This is a genomic window from Clavibacter vidaverae (assembly GCF_047529985.1).
Taxonomy (GTDB): domain Bacteria; phylum Actinomycetota; class Actinomycetes; order Actinomycetales; family Microbacteriaceae; genus Clavibacter; species Clavibacter nebraskensis_A.
In genome coordinates this window covers 1,385,162-1,400,584 of the sequence record NZ_JBLJAM010000001.1, presented here as the reverse complement: position 1 = coordinate 1,400,584, position 15,423 = coordinate 1,385,162, and the positions used below count along the sequence as shown (strand labels likewise).

Sequence of the window (15,423 nt, the reverse complement as noted above, 5' to 3'; positions counted from 1 at the left end):
GGAGAGGGCATCATGACCGCACGCAGCATCGCCATCGTCGGATCCGGCTACATGGGCGGGGGCATCGCGCAGGTGCTCGCGCTCGCGGGCGCGCAGGTGCGCATCGCCGACATCTCGGAGGAGATCGCCGTCGCCAACCACGCGCGCCTCATCGCCGAGGCGGAGCGGTTCGTCGCCGACGGGCTGTTCCCCGCCGACGCCGTCGAGCGGATCCGCGCAGCGGTGACGCCCGCCGCGTCCATCGAGGAGGCCGTCGCCGACGCCGACCTCATCGAGGAGGCGGTGCCGGAGAAGCTCGAGATCAAGCACGCGACGCTGCGTCGGATCTCCGCGGCGGCGCGGCCCGACGCGGTCATCGGATCCAACACGTCGACGATCCTCATCTCCTCGCTCGCCGAGGCCGTGACGAACCCGGAGCGGTTCCTCGGCGTGCACTTCTCGAACCCGGCGCCGTTCATCCCGGGCGTCGAGCTGATCCCGCACGCGGGCACCGCCGAGTCGGCCATCGCGATGGTCGAGGAGATCGTCGCGGCGACCGGCAAGGAGACCGCGCGCGTGACGGACTCCACGGGCTTCGTGCTCAACCGCCTCCAGTACGCGCTCTTCCACGAGGCGACGCAGATCGTGGAGGAGGGCATCGCGAGCCCGGAGGACATCGACACGATCGTCCGCACCACGTTCGGCTTCCGCCTCCCGGTCTTCGGCCCGTTCGCGATCGCCGACATGGCCGGCCTCGACGTCTACGCCTTCTGCTACGCGTCGCTGCAGACCCGCTGGCCCGAGCGCTTCGCGACGCCGGCCTCCCTCCAGGCGCACGTGGACGCGGGCGAGTACGGCACCAAGACCGGATCCGGCTACCTCGACGTGCCCGCGGAGCGCACGGAGGCGCTCGTGGCGTACCGGAACAAGGCGTACGTGGCGATCAAAAAGCTGATGGACGAGCTGGGGCCGGCGCCGATCGGCTAGGCGCCCGCGCCTCAGGTGCGGCGCTCGGTGCGGACGGGCTTCAGCCGGTCCGGGGCGTCGGCCGCGGGGATCCACGTGCAGGTGAAGGTCCCCGAGTAGCCGAACAGGAACCCGAAGCGGTCGTTGTGCACCTCGAGGTCGACGTGGAAGGCCTCGTCCTCCTCGGACCAGCGCTCGTGCAGCTCGGCGCGGCCGCTGAGGAGCATCGGGAAGCGGAACGAGACGGGTCCCTCGTGGAAGCGCTGCGCGTCCGAGCGGAGCACGAGGCCGCCGCGGTCGTCCACCTCCAGGTCGAGGTCGACCGCGAGGTGCTGGTGCGTGCCCAGGTAGTCGAGCACCCGCCCCTCGTCGAGCACCATGGTCGCGTCGAAGCGCACGGGCCGTCCGCCAGCCCGGCGCCGCGGGACCTCGTAGGAGCGGACGAAGGTCACGGTCTCCCGGCCGAGCTCGTCCCGGTACGGGTAGTTCTCGATGACGAAGGGCACGTCGCGGCCGACGTCGGGCACGAGGATGTTCCGCAGCCGGCCGAACTGCAGGAAGGGCACGGTCCACCACGGTCCGCGGCGGATCACCGACATGACGCCCGTGCCGACGCACGCCTCGCCCGCGTCGAGGCCCACGCCGAAGCGCCGCTGCATCATCGGGTGCAGGCGCCGGAAGTCGGCGCCGAGGGCCTCCTCGAAGATCGAGGTCATCGGATCCCCGCTCCCGGCTCGGGCAGGGCGGCGAGCGCGTCCGGCGCGGCCCCGAGGTGGTCGGCGTCGCGGCGTCCGCCCGCGGGTGCGCGGAGCGTGCGCGACGCGCGCGGCCGGTCCGGCCGCCACACGGCGAGCACGTGCAGGAGCGTCCAGCGCTCCGGGGCCGTCCCGGTCTCGAGCCAGATGCGGAGCCGGTCGAAGCTCCACGCGGTCGCCCAGCCGAGCAGCGGCCGGACGACGAGGTCGAGCGGTCCCCAGCCGGGGTCGTAGTCGTAGCCGGTGATGAAGCGCGTGCGCCCGTCCGGGAGCGGCACGTAGCGCCAGTAGCCGCGGCCGGCGCGGATGGGGGAGAGGCGGTCGTCCGTCGCGAAGCGGAGGGCGGAGGTGCGGGTGCCGTCGCGTCCGCGCCGGTCGCCGATGCTGATCCCGGTCCCGTGCACGTCGTGCACGGCGGTCCGTCGCACGTACGCGAAGCGCACGGCGCCCGTCGCGTCGGGGGCGGTCGGGGTGATGGAGGTGAAGCGCACGTCCCAGCGCACGTGCTGGGTCGGATCCTGGGTCGCGGCCCAGACGCGCTCGACGTCGGCGGCGATGGTGGTCTCGACGAAGATCTGCCGACGGGTCACCGGGGCTCCCCTTCCGCGTCGAGGGGGGCGGGGTCGCGCGGGTGGGTCACATCGGCAGGCTACGGCAGGCCGTGCGGCGACCGCGCCTCCCGGGCCGGATCGAGCGCGTCGCGCCGCGACCGCTCCCGCACCCGCTCGATGTGGGCGCGCATCGCGGCGGCCGCGGCGTCCGGGCCCTCGGCGACCGCGTCGACGATCGCGCGGTGCTCGTGCACGGCGTCGTCGGCGTCGTGCACGCCCGTGCGGAGGTTCTGGCGCATGCGGTGCACGCGGGTGGAGATCGCCTCGGACATGTCCAGGAGGAACGGGTTGCCGGTGGCCTCGAAGATCCGGTGGTGGAAGTCCCAGTCGACGACGAAGTACTCGCGGATGAGGCCGACGGGCATCTCGCCGCCGCCCGCGGCCGCGCGCACGCGCTTCGTCGTCGCGCGGTGCGCCGTGAGGGCCTCCTCGAGCGCGGGCACGAGGCGCGCGGGATCCGCGGCGGCCAGCGCCGTCGCCCCGCCCTCGAGGACGAGCCGCGCGTCGAACAGCGCCTCGAGCTGCTCGCCCGCGATGGGCGGCGCGACCCGGTAACCCTTGTGCGCCTCGCGCGCGACGAGACCGGTGCGCTCCAGCTGCACGAGCGCCTCGCGCACGGGCGTGGGGGAGACGTGGAGGTCGCGCGCGATCTGGTCGATGGCGAGGCGGGAGCCGGGCTCCATCGCGGATCCCATGAGCATGTCGAGCACGAGGTCGTAGACGCGGTCGCGCAGGCCCTGCCGCGCGGGCATCGAGGTCGCGTCGAGGGGGAGGCCGGAGGTCACCAGGACAGTCTGCCGTCAGCGGGAGGCGTCGGGCGCCGGCTGGGCCGCGGCCCGCGCGTGCACCTCGTCGAGGATCGCCGCGACGGCCCGGGGATCGTGGGCGAAGCGGCCGAGGAACAGGCCGTCGACGTCGTCGCCGATGCGGGTGAGGAGGCCGGGCCCCGCGCTGCCGCCGTAGATGACCGCGGATCCCGGGTGCGCGTCGAGCGCCCGCACGCGTTCGCGGAGGTCCCGGCAGACCGCGCGGATGTGCGCGTCCGACGCCGGCTCGGCCGCGCCGATCGCCCACTGCGGCTCGTACGCGACGACGATCCGGCCGCCGTGCCCGCGCTCCGCCGCGAGGGCGAGCGCGTCGTCGAGCTGCCGGGCGCACTCCCGGGCGGCGTCGGCCGGATCCTGCTCCGTCTCCTCGCCGAGGCACAGGATCGGCACGAGCCCGGCCCGCAGCGCCGCGTCGACCTTCCGCCGCACGACCTCGTCCGTCTCGCCGAAGAGCCGCCGCCGCTCGGCGTGCCCGACCTCGACGAACGCGCCGCCCAGCTCCCGGATCTGCCCGCCCGACACCTCGCCCGTGAAGGCGCCGGCGTCCTCGGCCGCGAGGTCCTGCGCGCCCACGGCGGCGAGCCCGTCGAGGATCCCGACGGCCGCGGGCACCGACAGGTACGAGGGCAGCACCACGAGCTCGACCGTGCCGCCCGCGGTCGCCGGGTGCGGCCGCGCGATCTCCGCGACGGCCCCGCACCACGTGACCGTCTCCGCGTGCCCGAGGTACATCTTCAGGCTCACGCCGACCACCGTCGGCGCCGCGACGGGCTGCGCGGGCACGGCCCTACTTCGCCTCGTACGCGCGGATCTCGTCGACCTTGTCGTTCGAGGGGCTCGACGCGTCGAACTCGTACGTCAGCCACTCGCGCACGTTCCGCCGCGCGAGCTCTAGCCCGATGACGCGCTGGCCCATGCAGAGCACCTGCGCGTCGTTGGAGAGCACGCTGCGCTCCACCGAGTACGAGTCGTGGGCGGTGACCGCGCGGATCCCCGGGACCTTGTTCGCCGCGATCGCGACGCCCAGCCCGGTCCCGCAGACGAGCAGCGCGCGGTCGGCCTCGCCGCGCGCGACCATCTCGGCCGCCGTGGTGGCGACGGTCGGGTAGGCGGTGTGGCCGTCCGCGTCGACGCCCACGTCGACCACCGACTCCACGAGGTCGCTCGCCTCGAGGTCGGCCTTGAGGGCCTCCTTGTGGTCGTAGCCCGCGTCGTCCGAGCCGACGACGATGCGCCATGTCCTGGTCATGCTGTCCTCCTGGTGTCCGTGATGCTGATGCTGATGCTGATGCTGATGCTGATGCTGATGCTGATGCTGATGCTGATGCTGGTGCTGGTGCCGGTGCCGGTGGGTGTCATCGGTCGGCGAGGGTGCGGCCCACGGCCGCGGTGATGAGCGCGAGCGACACGGCGCCGGGGTCGGCCGTGCCGACCGAGCGCTCGCCGTGCGACCGCGCGCGCCCGATGCCGGGCTTCAGCGCCGCCGTCGCGTCCGCGGCCTCCTGCGCCGCGTCGCTCGCGGCGGCCCAGGCGTCGGTGAGCGACGCCCCGGATCCGACCCGCTCGGCGAGCACGTCGGCGAACGGGACGAGCGCGTCGACCATGGTCTTGTCGCCGAGCGCGGCCTTGCCGTGGCCCATCACGGCGTCGCGCGCGTCGCCCACGCCGCGGGCCACCGCCTCGGCCGTCGCGGGATCCGCGTCCTCGTCGTCGAGGGCGTCGCCGACCGCCTGCAGGATGAGCCCCCACAGCGCGCCGGACGTGCCGCCGCCCTTGTCCGACCAGGCGTCGCCGGCCAGCCGGAGGGCCGTGCGCGCGCCGGCGCCCTGCTCCACGGCCCAGGCCGCGCGCTCGGAGGCGGCCCGGGATCCGCGCAGCATGCCGATGCCGTGGTCGCCGTCGCCCGCGACCGAGTCGAGGCGCCCGAGCTCGTCGGCGTTCTCCGCGACGACCGCGTGCACGGCGTCGAGGGCCGCGGCCACGCGCAGGGCGGTGCGGCGGGACGCGTCTGTCGCGTCGGGGATCGCGGCGTCGACCTCGTCGTCCTCGCGCGCGTCCACGGGCTGCAGCGCGGATCCGTCGAACGCGCCGCTGCGGAACGCCGGGGTGTCGGCGGGCGCGGTCCAGAGCCGCTCGAGCTCCTCGTCGAGCCAGAACAGCGTGAGGGAGGCGCCGGCCATGTCGAAGCTCGTGCAGAACTCGCCGACCTGCGGATCCACGAGCGTGAGCCCCGCCTCCTCGAGCAGGTCCGCGACGCGCGTGAACACGACGAAGAGCTCCTCGTTCTTCACGGATCCGAGGCCGTTGAGGACGGGCACGACGCGGGCGCCGCGCACCTCGACGCCGTCGGGGATCTCCGCCTCCGCGAGCAGCTTCGTCACGAACAGCTCGGCCAGGCCGTCGGCCGACGGGATGTCGGTCTCGTCGATGCCGGGCTCGCCGTGGATCCCGAGCCCGATCGCCATGCGCCCCTCCGGCACCGAGAACAGCGGCTCGTCGGCGCCCGGCAGCGTGCAGCCCGTGAAGGCGACGCCCATGGACCGGGTGCGGGCATTGGCGAGCCGGGCCACGCGCTCGGTGTCGTCGAGGTCGTAGCCCGCGGCGGACGCGGCGCCGGCCGCCTTGAACACGGTGAGGTCGCCCGCGATCCCGCGGCGCTTGGCCTGCTCGTCGGGGGAGGCGCTGAAGATGTCGTCCGTCACGACGACCGTGCGGCAGTCGACGCCGTCGCGGCGCACGCGCTCCTGCGCGTCGTCGAAGTGCAGCACGTCGCCCGCGTAGTTGCCGTAGAGGAGGAGCGCGCCGCGGCCCTGCTCGCTCGAGCGGATCACCGACTCGACCTGGTGCGCCGACGGCGAGGCGAAGAGGTTGCCCATCGCGGCGCCGTGCGCGAGGCCGGGGCCGACCAGCCCGCCGAACGCGGGGTAGTGGCCGGAGCCGCCGCCGATGACGACGGCCACCTCGGGCTCGGCCGAGCGGGTGGAGCGGGAGACGCCGCCGTGCACCCGACGCACCCAGCGTCCGTTGGCGCGGACGAAGCCCGCCGTCATGTCGTCGGCGAAGTCGGCGGGGTCGTTCCAGAGCCGGGTCATCCGTGGGTCCTCCTCATCGAGCACGTGAGGAGATCCTATAGGATATTGGATCCCATGGCGCGGGTCAGCGGAACCGGTCGCTCAGCCGCGCGCCGCCCACTCCTCGGCGAGCAGCGCGTAGCCGACCCCGTCGATCCAGCCGAGGTCGCGGTGCAGCGAGTCGCCGACCGCGTACGACTCGCGCCGCATCCCCACCCGCTCGGCCAGCCGGAGGGACGGGGCGTTGTCGGCGAAGGCGCTCGCGACGACCCGGCGGACGCCGAGGTCCTCGAACGCGATCCGCAGCGCGGCCCGCACCGCCTCGGTCGCGAGGCCGCGTCCGCCGACGGCCGGATCCAGGGTCCAGCCCAGCTCCGCCTGCGTCCCGACCGCGAGGTGCGCGACCTCGCGCTGCGCCCATGCGTCCTCGACCCGCACCATGAGGTCGCCGACGACGCGGCCGTCGAGCTCGATGACGAGCTGGTCACGGAGCATGCCGGCGCTCCCGGCGATCCACGCGGCCGCATCGGTCGGCCGCGAGGTGACCCAGCGGGTGACCTCGTCGAGCCGGCGGTAGCGCCAGATCGCCGGAGCGTCGGCCGTGGTCATGCGCCGGAGGAGGAGCCGTTCGGTGCGGACGGGCCAGCGCACCCGGTCGAGCGGGGCGGCGGCGGACGCGTCGTCGTCGGTCATCCGCCCATCGTGGCAGCGTCCCCGTGCGCCCCGCGACGGGCTACCGGTCGACGAGCGTGATCTCGAACGAGTAGAGGTCCGGCCGGTAGCAGTGCTGGCCGTGCTCGACGGCGCGGCCCGAGCTGTCGAACGCGGTGCGCGACATCGTGAGCACGGCGCCGCCGCGCGGCAGGTCGAGCAGGCGCGCCTCCGACGCGGTGGCCGCGCGGGCGCCGATGCGCTGCTTGGCGACCCGCATGATCACGCCGCGGCCGCGCAGCAGCTGGTAGAGGCCGTGGGTGGTGAGCTCCTCGGGATCGAGGTCGACGAAGGGCTCGGGGAGCACGTTGTCGAGCACCGCGAGCGGCACGCCGTCGGCCGTGCGCAGCCGGGTGAGGTGCAGCACGGGGCTGCCGACCTCGACGCCGAGCGCCTCGGCGATCCGCTCGTCGGCCTCGCCGCGCGACGACGACAGCATCTGCGTGGCCGGCGTCTGGCCCTGCCGCTCGAGGTCCTCGTGCAGGCTCGTCAGCTCGACGTTGCGGGTGACGCGGCCGTGCACGACCTGCGTGCCGATGCCGCGGCGGCGCACGAGCAGGCCCTTGTCGACGAGGTCCTGGATCGCACGGCGGATGGTGGGCCGGGAGAGCCCGAGCCGGTTGCCGAGCGCGATCTCGTTCTCGAGCCGCGCGCCCGCGGGCAGCGTGCCGTCGTGGATCGCCGTCTCCAGCAGGTTGGCCACCTGGTAGTAGAGGGGCACGGGGCCGGAGCGGTCGAGCGCGAGGAACAGGTCGGGGGGCAGGATCTGCTCCGGTTGCGTCACGTGGATCGCTCCCTCGGTGTCAGGTCAACGCCTCATCCTGGCATGGGGCGGCTCACGCGTCCGCCGCCGGCCGGCCCCCGTCCGGGTCGGCGTCGCGCGCGAGCTCGTGCGCCAGCGAGTCGAGCTCCGCGCCGCCCGCCATGAGGCTCGTGAGCTCGCCGAGCGTGATCTCGTCCTTCTCGAACGTGCCGAGGCTGGATCCGCGGTTGAGCAGCAGGAACCGGTCGCCCACCGGGAACGCGTGGTGCGGGTTGTGCGTGATGAACACGACGCCCAGCCCCTGGTCGCGGGAGCGCGCGATGTAGCGGAGCACGACGCCCGACTGCTTCACGCCGAGGGCCGCGGTCGGCTCGTCGAGGATGAGCACGCGCGCGCCGAAGTGCACGGCCCGGGCGATGGCGACGCACTGGCGCTCGCCGCCGGACAGGGTGCCGATGGGCTGGTCGACGTCGCGCAGGTCGATGCCCATCTGCGCGAGCCGCTCGTGCGTGATCGCCTTCATGGCCGGCACGTCGAGCCGGCGGAACGGCCCCTTCCCCTTCGTGATCTCGGAGCCGAGGAAGAAGTTCCGCCACACGGGCATGAGCGGCACGACCGCGAGGTCCTGGTAGACGGTCGCGATGCCGGCCTGCAGCGCCTGGCGCGGGGATCCGAGCGTGACGGGCTCGCCGTCGAGGAGCATCGTGCCCTCGCTCGGCGCGTGCACGCCCGCGAGCATCTTGATGAAGGTCGACTTGCCCGCGCCGTTGTCGCCGAGCACGCACGTGACCTGGCCGGCGGCGACCACGGTCGAGACGCCCGTGAGCGCGTTGACGGCGCCGTAGCTCTTGCCGATGTCGCGGACCTCGAGGATGGTCGTGCCGACGGGCGGCAGCGGGGGAGTGGGGCGCCCGCCGGCCTCCTCGGCCGCTCCGGGGATCGTCTCGGTCGTCATCGTCCGCCTCCCGCCCGCGTGCGCACCAGGTTGTTCAGCAGCACCGCGGCGAGCAGCATCCCGCCGAGCACCGTGCGCAGCCAGTTCGTGTCCCACTGGGCGAAGGTGATGCCCTGGAAGACCATGCCGTAGATGAGGGCGCCCAGCGCCGCGCCGATGGCCGAGCCGAAGCCGCCCGTGAGCAGGCATCCGCCGACGACCGCGCAGATGATGTAGATGAACTCCTGGCCGACGCCCGTGTTCGCCTGCACCGTCGAGGTGCGGAACAGGCTGATCATGCCGACGAGCCACGCCGCGCCCGCGGTGCCCATGAAGAGGCCGATCTTGGTCGTGACCACCGGCACGCCCACCTGGCGGGCGGACTCCTTCGCGCCGCCGACCGCGAAGATCCAGTTGCCGGCGCGCGTGCGCAGCAGGATCCACGTCGCGACGGCCGCCACGGCGAACCACCACAGCACCGAGACGTAGAACGTGCCGCCGCCCACCTGGAGCGACGAGCCGAAGATCGGCTGGATCTGGTCGTAGGACGGCACCTTCGTCATGCCCTGGATCGCGACCTGCCCGGTGATGAGCTTCGTGACGGCGAGGTCGATGCCCGCGAGCGCGAAGAACGTGCCGAGCGTCACGATGAAGCTCGGCAGGCCCGTCTTCATCACGAGGAACCCGTTGAGGGCCCCGATCGCGAGGGCCGCCGCGAGCGAGACGACCACCGCGACCCAGATGCTGAGGCCGTAGTGCGACGTGAGGATGCCGACCACGAGGGCCGAGAAGCCCGTCATGACGCCGGCCGAGAGGTCGAACTCGCCCCCGATCATGAGCATGGCGACGGCGACCGCCATGATCCCGAAGGTCGACGCCGACTCGAGCCAGACGCCCGCGCCGGCGAGGGTGAGGAACTGCGGCGTGTAGAGGGAGAAGAACACGAGCACGGCGAGGGCGGCCACGAGGGCGCCGATCTCCGGGCGGGCGAGGATCTTGCGGATCGGCCTGTTCTCGAGGCGCGGCCTCGTGGCGATCGTCACGATGTCCGTCGTGGTCAACGGGGCTCCTTCGGTGGGCGTGGGGGATGTCGGTGCGGGAGGGCGGCGCGGGAGGCGCCGGGCGGGCGGGCCCGTCGGGCTAGCGGGTGCCGTTCTTCGCGAACTCGGCGACCTCGGCCGCGTTGTCCTTCGTGACGAACGCGGGGCCGGAGTAGACGGGCTGGCCGCCGCCGATCACGTTGCCGTTCGTGGCGTACAGGTCGAGCGCGGTGATGCCCAGGAAGCCCTGCACGTAGGGCTGCTGGTCGACCGCGAACAGGACGGTGCCCGCCTCGACCGCGCCGACGACGTCCTCCGAGAGGTCGAAGGTGCCGATCTTCGCCTCGCTGCCCGACTCCTCCACGGCGCCGACCGCGTCGATCGCGTACTGGCCGCCGAGCGTGAGCACGCCGTCGATGGAGGGATCCGCCTGCAGCTTCGACTTGATGGTCGCCTTCACCTCGGCGTCGTTCGTACCGTCGACCTGGAGGTTCGCCATCTGCCCGGGGAAGGCGCTCGCCGCCGACGAGCAGCGCTCCTCGAGGCCGACGTTGCCGGCCTCCTGGATCACGCACAGCGCGTTCTTGAGGCCGGCGTCCCCGAGCCGCTTGCCTACCGCCTCGCCCGCGACCGTCTCGCTCTGGCCGACGTGGGTGAGGGCGCCGAACTCGGCCGAGCGCTCGATGCCGGAGTTGATCGTCACGACGGGGATCCCCGCCGACACCGCCTTCTCGACGCTGTCCTTCACGCCGTCGGGGTTCGCCATCGAGACGACGATGCCGTCGACCTGCTGCGCGACCGCGTTGTCGATGAGCTGCGACTGCTTGGCGGGATCCGGGTCGGCGTTGTACGTGACCGTCGCGCCGTACTGGCCGCCGGCCGTCTCGGCGCCGGACTTCACGCGGTCCCAGAACGCGTCGCCCGGGCCGGAGTGCGTGACCACCGCGAACGTGAGGTCGCCGGTCTTCCCGCCGCCGCCGCCCGCCGTCGGCGCGGTCTCCTGGCCGGTGCCCGCGCACGAGGTGAGGAGGAGGCCCGCCGCGGCCGCGAGGCCGAGGGAGGCGAGGAATCGGTTCTTCATCGAATGCTCCTTGTCGGGCGGACGCCCGGCGGGCGGGGTCCTGGACGTCGTCGTCGGGGTGATCCTCACCCCGGCTGACGTCATTTGTCAACACATGCTGACAAGACGCCCTCGGGGCGCGCTGTCGTCGTCCGGCCGGCTGGGTCGGCCCGACAGATCAGTCTGCCCTCTCCCTGGCCCGTGTCGGCGCGCGCCGACGACGCCCGTCCGTCGCAGGCGGCGGAGGGCGTCGTCGGGAGGGCCGGATCGGCGTCAGAGCGAGACGGGCACGGCCACCCGCTCGACGGCCGAGCGCTGCGCCGCGTCGGCGAGCACGAGCGCCGCGCGGCCGTCCTCGAACGTCGGGCTGTCGGAGGCCTCGCCGCGCGCCAGGCGGATGAACGCCCGCAGCTCGGCCACGTACGCCGCGGCGTAGCGCTCGAGGAAGAAGTCCTGGTACGGCGGCTTGCCCTCGACGCTCGTGGCGGTCGAGACGCTGACCAGGCTCGTGAGCGCGTTCGCCACCTGGAGGGATCCGCGCGAGCCGAACGCCTCGATCCGCTGGTCGTAGCCCACGGCGCTGTGCCGCGAGTTCGTGATCACGACGAGCGCGCCCGTGGAGGCGCGGAGGGTCACGACCGCGGTGTCGAAGTCGCCGTGCGCGCGGGCGCCCGGGTCGAACGTGGTGGATCCCGTCGCCTGCACCTCCACGATGTCCGGCAGGAACGAGCGGGCCATGTCGAGGTCGTGGATGGTCATGTCGCGGAAGATCCCGCCCGAGACGGCCACGTACGCGGCCGGCGGCGCCGACGGGTCGCGGCTCACGATCGACAGCTGCTCCAGCTCGCCGATCTCGCCCGCGGCGACCCGGGCCCGGGCCTCCGCGAACGCCGGGTCGAACCGCCGGTTGAACCCGAGCGCGACGGGCACGCCGGCGGACCGGACGCGGGGGAGGAGGGCGTCGACCCGCGCGATGTCGAGGTCGATGGGCTTCTCGCAGAGCACCGGCAGGCCGTGGTCGATCGCGGCCGCGATCAGGTCGACGTGCGTGGGCGTGGGCGAGGCGACGAGCACCGCGTCGACGCCGCCGGACGCCATCATCTCCGCGGCGTCCTCCGTGACCCGGCCGCCGAGGCGCGCGGAGAGGGCGTGCGCGCCGTCGACGAAGGGGTCGCAGATCCACGCCAGCTCGGCGTCCGGATCCGCCGCGATGTTCGCCGCGTGGACCTGGCCGATGCGGCCGGTGCCGATCAGGCCGAAGCGCAGGGGGGTCGTGGTCATGTCGCCGTCCTCGTGTCTCATGGGGTCGTGCGCGTGCGGGCGCGGTGCGGTCGGGTGGTGGGCTCAGGCCCACGCGCGGAGGGCCGCGCGGTTCACGCGCTGGTCCTCCGTGCGCTCGGCGCGGAAGGCGCGGATGTCGGCGTCGGGGGCGTTGAGGACGTCCTGCTCCACCACGATCCAGCCGTCGTAGCCCTCGGCCTCGATGGCGGTCATCACGCTCGCGAGGTCGACGTCGCCGCGGCCGAACGCGACGAACGCCCCCGACGACCAGACCTCGCGCATCCCGCCGCCCGCGGCGAGCACGCGGCGGAGCTCCTGGCCGTCGACGTCCTTGAGGTGCAGGTGGGTGATGCGGGACCCCCAGCGCGCGATGGCGGCGACCGGATCGCCGCCCGCGATGACGAGGTGGCCGGTGTCGAGCGTCAGCCCCACGTCGACGGCGTCGAGGAAGCGGTCGACCTCCGCGGGCGACTCGACGAACGTGCCCGCGTGGTGGTGGAAGGTCGGCTCGAAGCCCGCGGCGCGCGTGATCTCCGCGGCGCGCGCCGTGTTGCGGACGAGCCGCGACCAGGCGGCGTCGTCGAGCGGGTCGGCCTCGGCGCCGCGACCGGGGGCGGCGGCGCGCACCGCGGATCCGGCGTCGGCGAGCGTCGGCAGCGGCAGGCGCGCGGGTCCGGCCTCGGCGGCCTCCTGGAACACGCGCAGCGACGCGTGCAGCTCGGGGAGCGCGGCCGCGAACGCGTCGTCGTCGGAGAGGGGCAGCTGGATCCACCCGCCCGCGAGCTCGAGGCCCGCCCCGGCGAGGCGGTCCCGCAGCTCGCGGCCGCGGCCGAGGTAGCCGACCGGACCCAGGTCGATGCCCGCGTAGCCCGTCTCGGCCAGCGCCTCGACCATGTCGTCGGGCGTGACGACCTCCGCGCCCTCGGGCGTCAGCTCGAACACGCCGAAGCTCACGGGGGCGCCCGCGACGGTGGCCCTCACGCCGCGGATCCGGCGGGGCGGGCCGCGCGGGCAGCGGGGATGATGCGGGTCTGGACCATGCGGCGTCGCACTGCTCCTCGGGCCGTCGGGCGGACGTTTGTCCTGACGATAGTACGTGGAGAGCGTCCTCCGCCACGGTCCAGGCGCGTCCACCCGGAACCCCCGCGACGATCACATGACGAGCCGGTGACGATCCGGTGGCGGCCCGCCGCCGGGCGCGCGCTCCGGCCTACGCTCGAGCAGTGATCCCCCATCTGGGGGAACCGCGACGCCGAGGGGGACGACGCCATGACCGAGACCGAGACCGCACGCGCATCCGGGGGATCCGGATCCGGATCCGGATCGGCCCGCCGCGTCGCCCGCCCGCTCGCCGTCGCGACCGCCCTGGCCCTCGGCCTCTCCGCGCTCGTCGCCTCGCCCGCCGAGGCCGCCACCGTCTCCATCGCCGACGTGCAGGGCACGGGCAGCGCGACGCCGCTCGCCGGCCAGGCCGTCACCGTGGAGGGCGTCGTCACCGCCGACTACCGCGGGGCCAGCGGCTACGCGGGGGTCGTGATCCAGACCGCGGGCTCGGGCGGCGTGACCGACACCACCCCGGGCGCCTCCGACGGGATCTTCGTCTACCTCGGCAGCCAGGACCCGGCCGTCGCGATCGGCGACCTCGTCCGCGTCACGGGAACGGCCTCCGAGCGCCAGGGCCAGACGCAGATCTCCGCGACCGCGACCGACCTGGTGCGCGCGGGCGTCGGCGTGCCCGCCGCGACCCCGCTGCCCGACACGCTGCGCGGCGCCGACCGCGAGTCGCTGGAGAGCATGCTCGTCGCGCCCACGGGCGACTACCGCGTGGGATCCGCGCACCAGCTCGAGACCTACGGCACCCTCTGGCTGAGCGCGGGCGCCGACCTCCCCGTCAAGGCCACCGACGTCGTGCGGCCGGGCGCCGAGGCCGACCGCATCGCCGCCGACAACCGCGCCCGCCGGCTCCTCCTCGACGACGGCTACAACATCCAGCTCACCAACGCGGCCTACCCCGCGGGCGCCACGCAGCCGTACTACACGGCCGACCGGGTCGTCCGGAACGGCGACATCCCCGTCTTCCCGACCACGCCCTACGTGCTCGCCTACGGCTTCGACGACTGGCGCCTCCAGCCCACGACGCCGCTCACCTCGCTCGACGCGGCCGGCCGCGTCCCGACGTTCACGGCCGGGAACCCGCGGCCCGCGACCTCGCCCGAGGTCGGCGGCGACGTCCGCATCGCCGGGTTCAACGTCCTCAACTACTTCACGACGCTCGGGGAGCGCGGCGCCAAGACGGCGGAGGAGTTCGCCCGCCAGCGCGCCAAGATCGTCACGGCCATCACCGGGCTCGACGCGCAGGTGGTCACGCTCATGGAGATCGAGAACTCGACCCGCTTCGGCGAGCCGGCCGACACCGCCACGGCCGACCTCGTGCGCGGCCTCAACGACGCCGCCGGGAAGCGCGTGTGGGACTTCGTGCGCACCCCGGCCGCGCTGCAGTCGACGCCGACGGACGAGATCCAGAACGCGATCATCTACCGCACGGACGCCGTGACGCCCGTCGGCGCCGCGGCCACGCAGATCGACGAGGCCGTGTGGGGCAACGCGCGCGAGCCCGTGGCGCAGTCCTTCCGCGGCGGCGACCGCACCTTCACGGTGATGGCGAACCACCTCAAGTCGAAGTCGGGCTCGGGCACGCAGCCCGCCGACGGCCAGGGCTTCTTCAACGCCGACCGCGTCGCGCAGGCGAAGGCCGTGGCCCGGTTCGCGTCCGAGCTGCAGGCCTCCAGCGGATCCGACCTCCTCTACCTCCTCGGCGACTTCAACGCCTACGCGCAGGAGGACCCGATCCAGGTGCTCCGCGACGCCGGCTTCGTCGACCTCGTGCCCGCGAAGGCGCCGGGGGAGCGCACGTACTCCTTCGACGGCGAGGTCGGATCCCTCGACCACGTCCTCGCGACGGGCGCCGGCGCCGCGGCCGTGACGGGCGTCGGGGTCTGGGACATCAACGCGCCCGAGTGGGCGGAGCGCGAGTACGGCGGCGCCGCGACCGACGGATCCAGCGCGTTCCGCTCGAGCGACCACGACCCCGTGAAGGTCGGCCTCGACACGATCCGCGACGCGTCGACGCTCGTCGGGTACGCCGACCGCCTCCTCGTCCGCAGCGGGCAGCCGGTGACGTACACGGTGAGGCTCGCCGCCGGCGCGACGGCTCCGACGGGGCGCGTGCAGATCCTCGACCGGGGCCGGGCCATCGCCTCCGTCGACCTCGCCGCGGCCGACGCCGGTCGCGCCACCGTCACGCTGCCGCGCCTCTCCCGCGGGATCCACCTGCTCACCGCCTCCTACGCGGGCGGCGACCAGGCGAAGGCGTCGAGCACCGTCTGGCCGTCGATCGTGCTCGTCTGGTAGCGGGCCCGCGCGCG

At 74.1% G+C, this 15,423-nt stretch carries 15 protein-coding genes; 2 read left to right on the top strand and 13 right to left on the bottom strand.

The features are described 5' to 3' along the window. The first annotated feature begins 12 nt into the window (after positions 1 to 12). Positions 13 to 966, top strand: coding sequence for a 3-hydroxyacyl-CoA dehydrogenase family protein (locus ACMT9T_RS06390; protein ID WP_414744753.1), 954 nt, complete (start codon positions 13 to 15; stop codon positions 964 to 966). 11 nt (positions 967 to 977) lie between these two features. Here the strand turns inward: ACMT9T_RS06390 and ACMT9T_RS06385 are convergent, their stop codons facing one another. The 13 genes from ACMT9T_RS06385 to ACMT9T_RS06325 form a co-directional block, all read right to left on the bottom strand. Next, positions 978 to 1,661 (bottom strand): DUF4166 domain-containing protein, encoded by a 684-nt coding sequence (locus tag ACMT9T_RS06385; RefSeq protein WP_414744752.1) that lies wholly within the window; start codon positions 1,659 to 1,661, stop codon positions 978 to 980. Then, positions 1,658 to 2,290 carry an SRPBCC family protein gene (locus ACMT9T_RS06380; RefSeq protein WP_414744751.1) on the bottom strand — a complete coding sequence of 211 codons (633 nt, stop codon included), beginning with the start codon at positions 2,288 to 2,290 and terminating at the stop codon, positions 1,658 to 1,660. The genes ACMT9T_RS06385 and ACMT9T_RS06380 overlap by 4 nt, the downstream gene beginning before the upstream one ends. A 59-nt stretch (positions 2,291 to 2,349) precedes the next feature. Continuing rightward, positions 2,350 to 3,096 (bottom strand): GntR family transcriptional regulator, encoded by a 747-nt coding sequence (locus ACMT9T_RS06375; RefSeq protein WP_414744750.1) that lies wholly within the window; start codon positions 3,094 to 3,096, stop codon positions 2,350 to 2,352. Positions 3,097 to 3,111: 15 nt separating this feature from the next. Next, positions 3,112 to 3,921: a triose-phosphate isomerase family protein gene (locus ACMT9T_RS06370; RefSeq protein WP_414744749.1), complete on the bottom strand. Its 810-nt coding sequence runs from the start codon at positions 3,919 to 3,921 to the stop codon at positions 3,112 to 3,114. 4 nt (positions 3,922 to 3,925) lie between these two features. Then, positions 3,926 to 4,387, bottom strand: a complete 462-nt coding sequence (locus tag ACMT9T_RS06365; protein ID WP_414744748.1) for a ribose-5-phosphate isomerase — start codon at positions 4,385 to 4,387, stop codon at positions 3,926 to 3,928. A 106-nt stretch (positions 4,388 to 4,493) separates the two neighbouring features. After that, complete coding sequence (locus tag ACMT9T_RS06360) at positions 4,494 to 6,230, bottom strand: dihydroxyacetone kinase family protein (RefSeq protein WP_414744747.1); 1,737 nt, start codon at positions 6,228 to 6,230, stop codon at positions 4,494 to 4,496. 81 nt (positions 6,231 to 6,311) lie between these two features. Continuing rightward, positions 6,312 to 6,902: a GNAT family N-acetyltransferase gene (locus tag ACMT9T_RS06355; RefSeq protein ID WP_414744746.1), complete on the bottom strand. Its 591-nt coding sequence runs from the start codon at positions 6,900 to 6,902 to the stop codon at positions 6,312 to 6,314. A 40-nt stretch (positions 6,903 to 6,942) separates the two neighbouring features. After that, positions 6,943 to 7,704 carry a GntR family transcriptional regulator gene (locus ACMT9T_RS06350; protein ID WP_414744745.1) on the bottom strand — a complete coding sequence of 254 codons (762 nt, stop codon included), beginning with the start codon at positions 7,702 to 7,704 and terminating at the stop codon, positions 6,943 to 6,945. A gap of 52 nt (positions 7,705 to 7,756) precedes the next feature. Next, complete coding sequence (locus ACMT9T_RS06345; RefSeq protein ID WP_116052928.1) at positions 7,757 to 8,638, bottom strand: ATP-binding cassette domain-containing protein; 882 nt, start codon at positions 8,636 to 8,638, stop codon at positions 7,757 to 7,759. Beyond that, positions 8,635 to 9,678 carry an ABC transporter permease gene (locus tag ACMT9T_RS06340; RefSeq protein ID WP_414744744.1) on the bottom strand — a complete coding sequence of 348 codons (1,044 nt, stop codon included), beginning with the start codon at positions 9,676 to 9,678 and terminating at the stop codon, positions 8,635 to 8,637. The genes ACMT9T_RS06345 and ACMT9T_RS06340 overlap by 4 nt, the downstream gene beginning before the upstream one ends. A gap of 79 nt (positions 9,679 to 9,757) precedes the next feature. Continuing rightward, positions 9,758 to 10,738: a sugar ABC transporter substrate-binding protein gene (locus ACMT9T_RS06335; protein WP_414744743.1), complete on the bottom strand. Its 981-nt coding sequence runs from the start codon at positions 10,736 to 10,738 to the stop codon at positions 9,758 to 9,760. A gap of 252 nt (positions 10,739 to 10,990) precedes the next feature. After that, positions 10,991 to 11,998: an inositol 2-dehydrogenase gene (iolG, locus tag ACMT9T_RS06330; RefSeq protein ID WP_116052924.1), complete on the bottom strand. Its 1,008-nt coding sequence runs from the start codon at positions 11,996 to 11,998 to the stop codon at positions 10,991 to 10,993. Positions 11,999 to 12,061: 63 nt separating this feature from the next. After that, on the bottom strand, positions 12,062 to 12,979 hold the full coding sequence (locus ACMT9T_RS06325; protein WP_414744742.1) for a sugar phosphate isomerase/epimerase family protein: 918 nt from the start codon (positions 12,977 to 12,979) through the stop codon (positions 12,062 to 12,064). A gap of 288 nt (positions 12,980 to 13,267) precedes the next feature. Here ACMT9T_RS06325 and ACMT9T_RS06320 point away from each other — a divergent pair, with 288 nt between their 5' ends. After that, positions 13,268 to 15,409: an ExeM/NucH family extracellular endonuclease gene (locus tag ACMT9T_RS06320; protein ID WP_414744741.1), complete on the top strand. Its 2,142-nt coding sequence runs from the start codon at positions 13,268 to 13,270 to the stop codon at positions 15,407 to 15,409. The last annotated feature ends 14 nt before the right edge of the window (positions 15,410 to 15,423 follow it).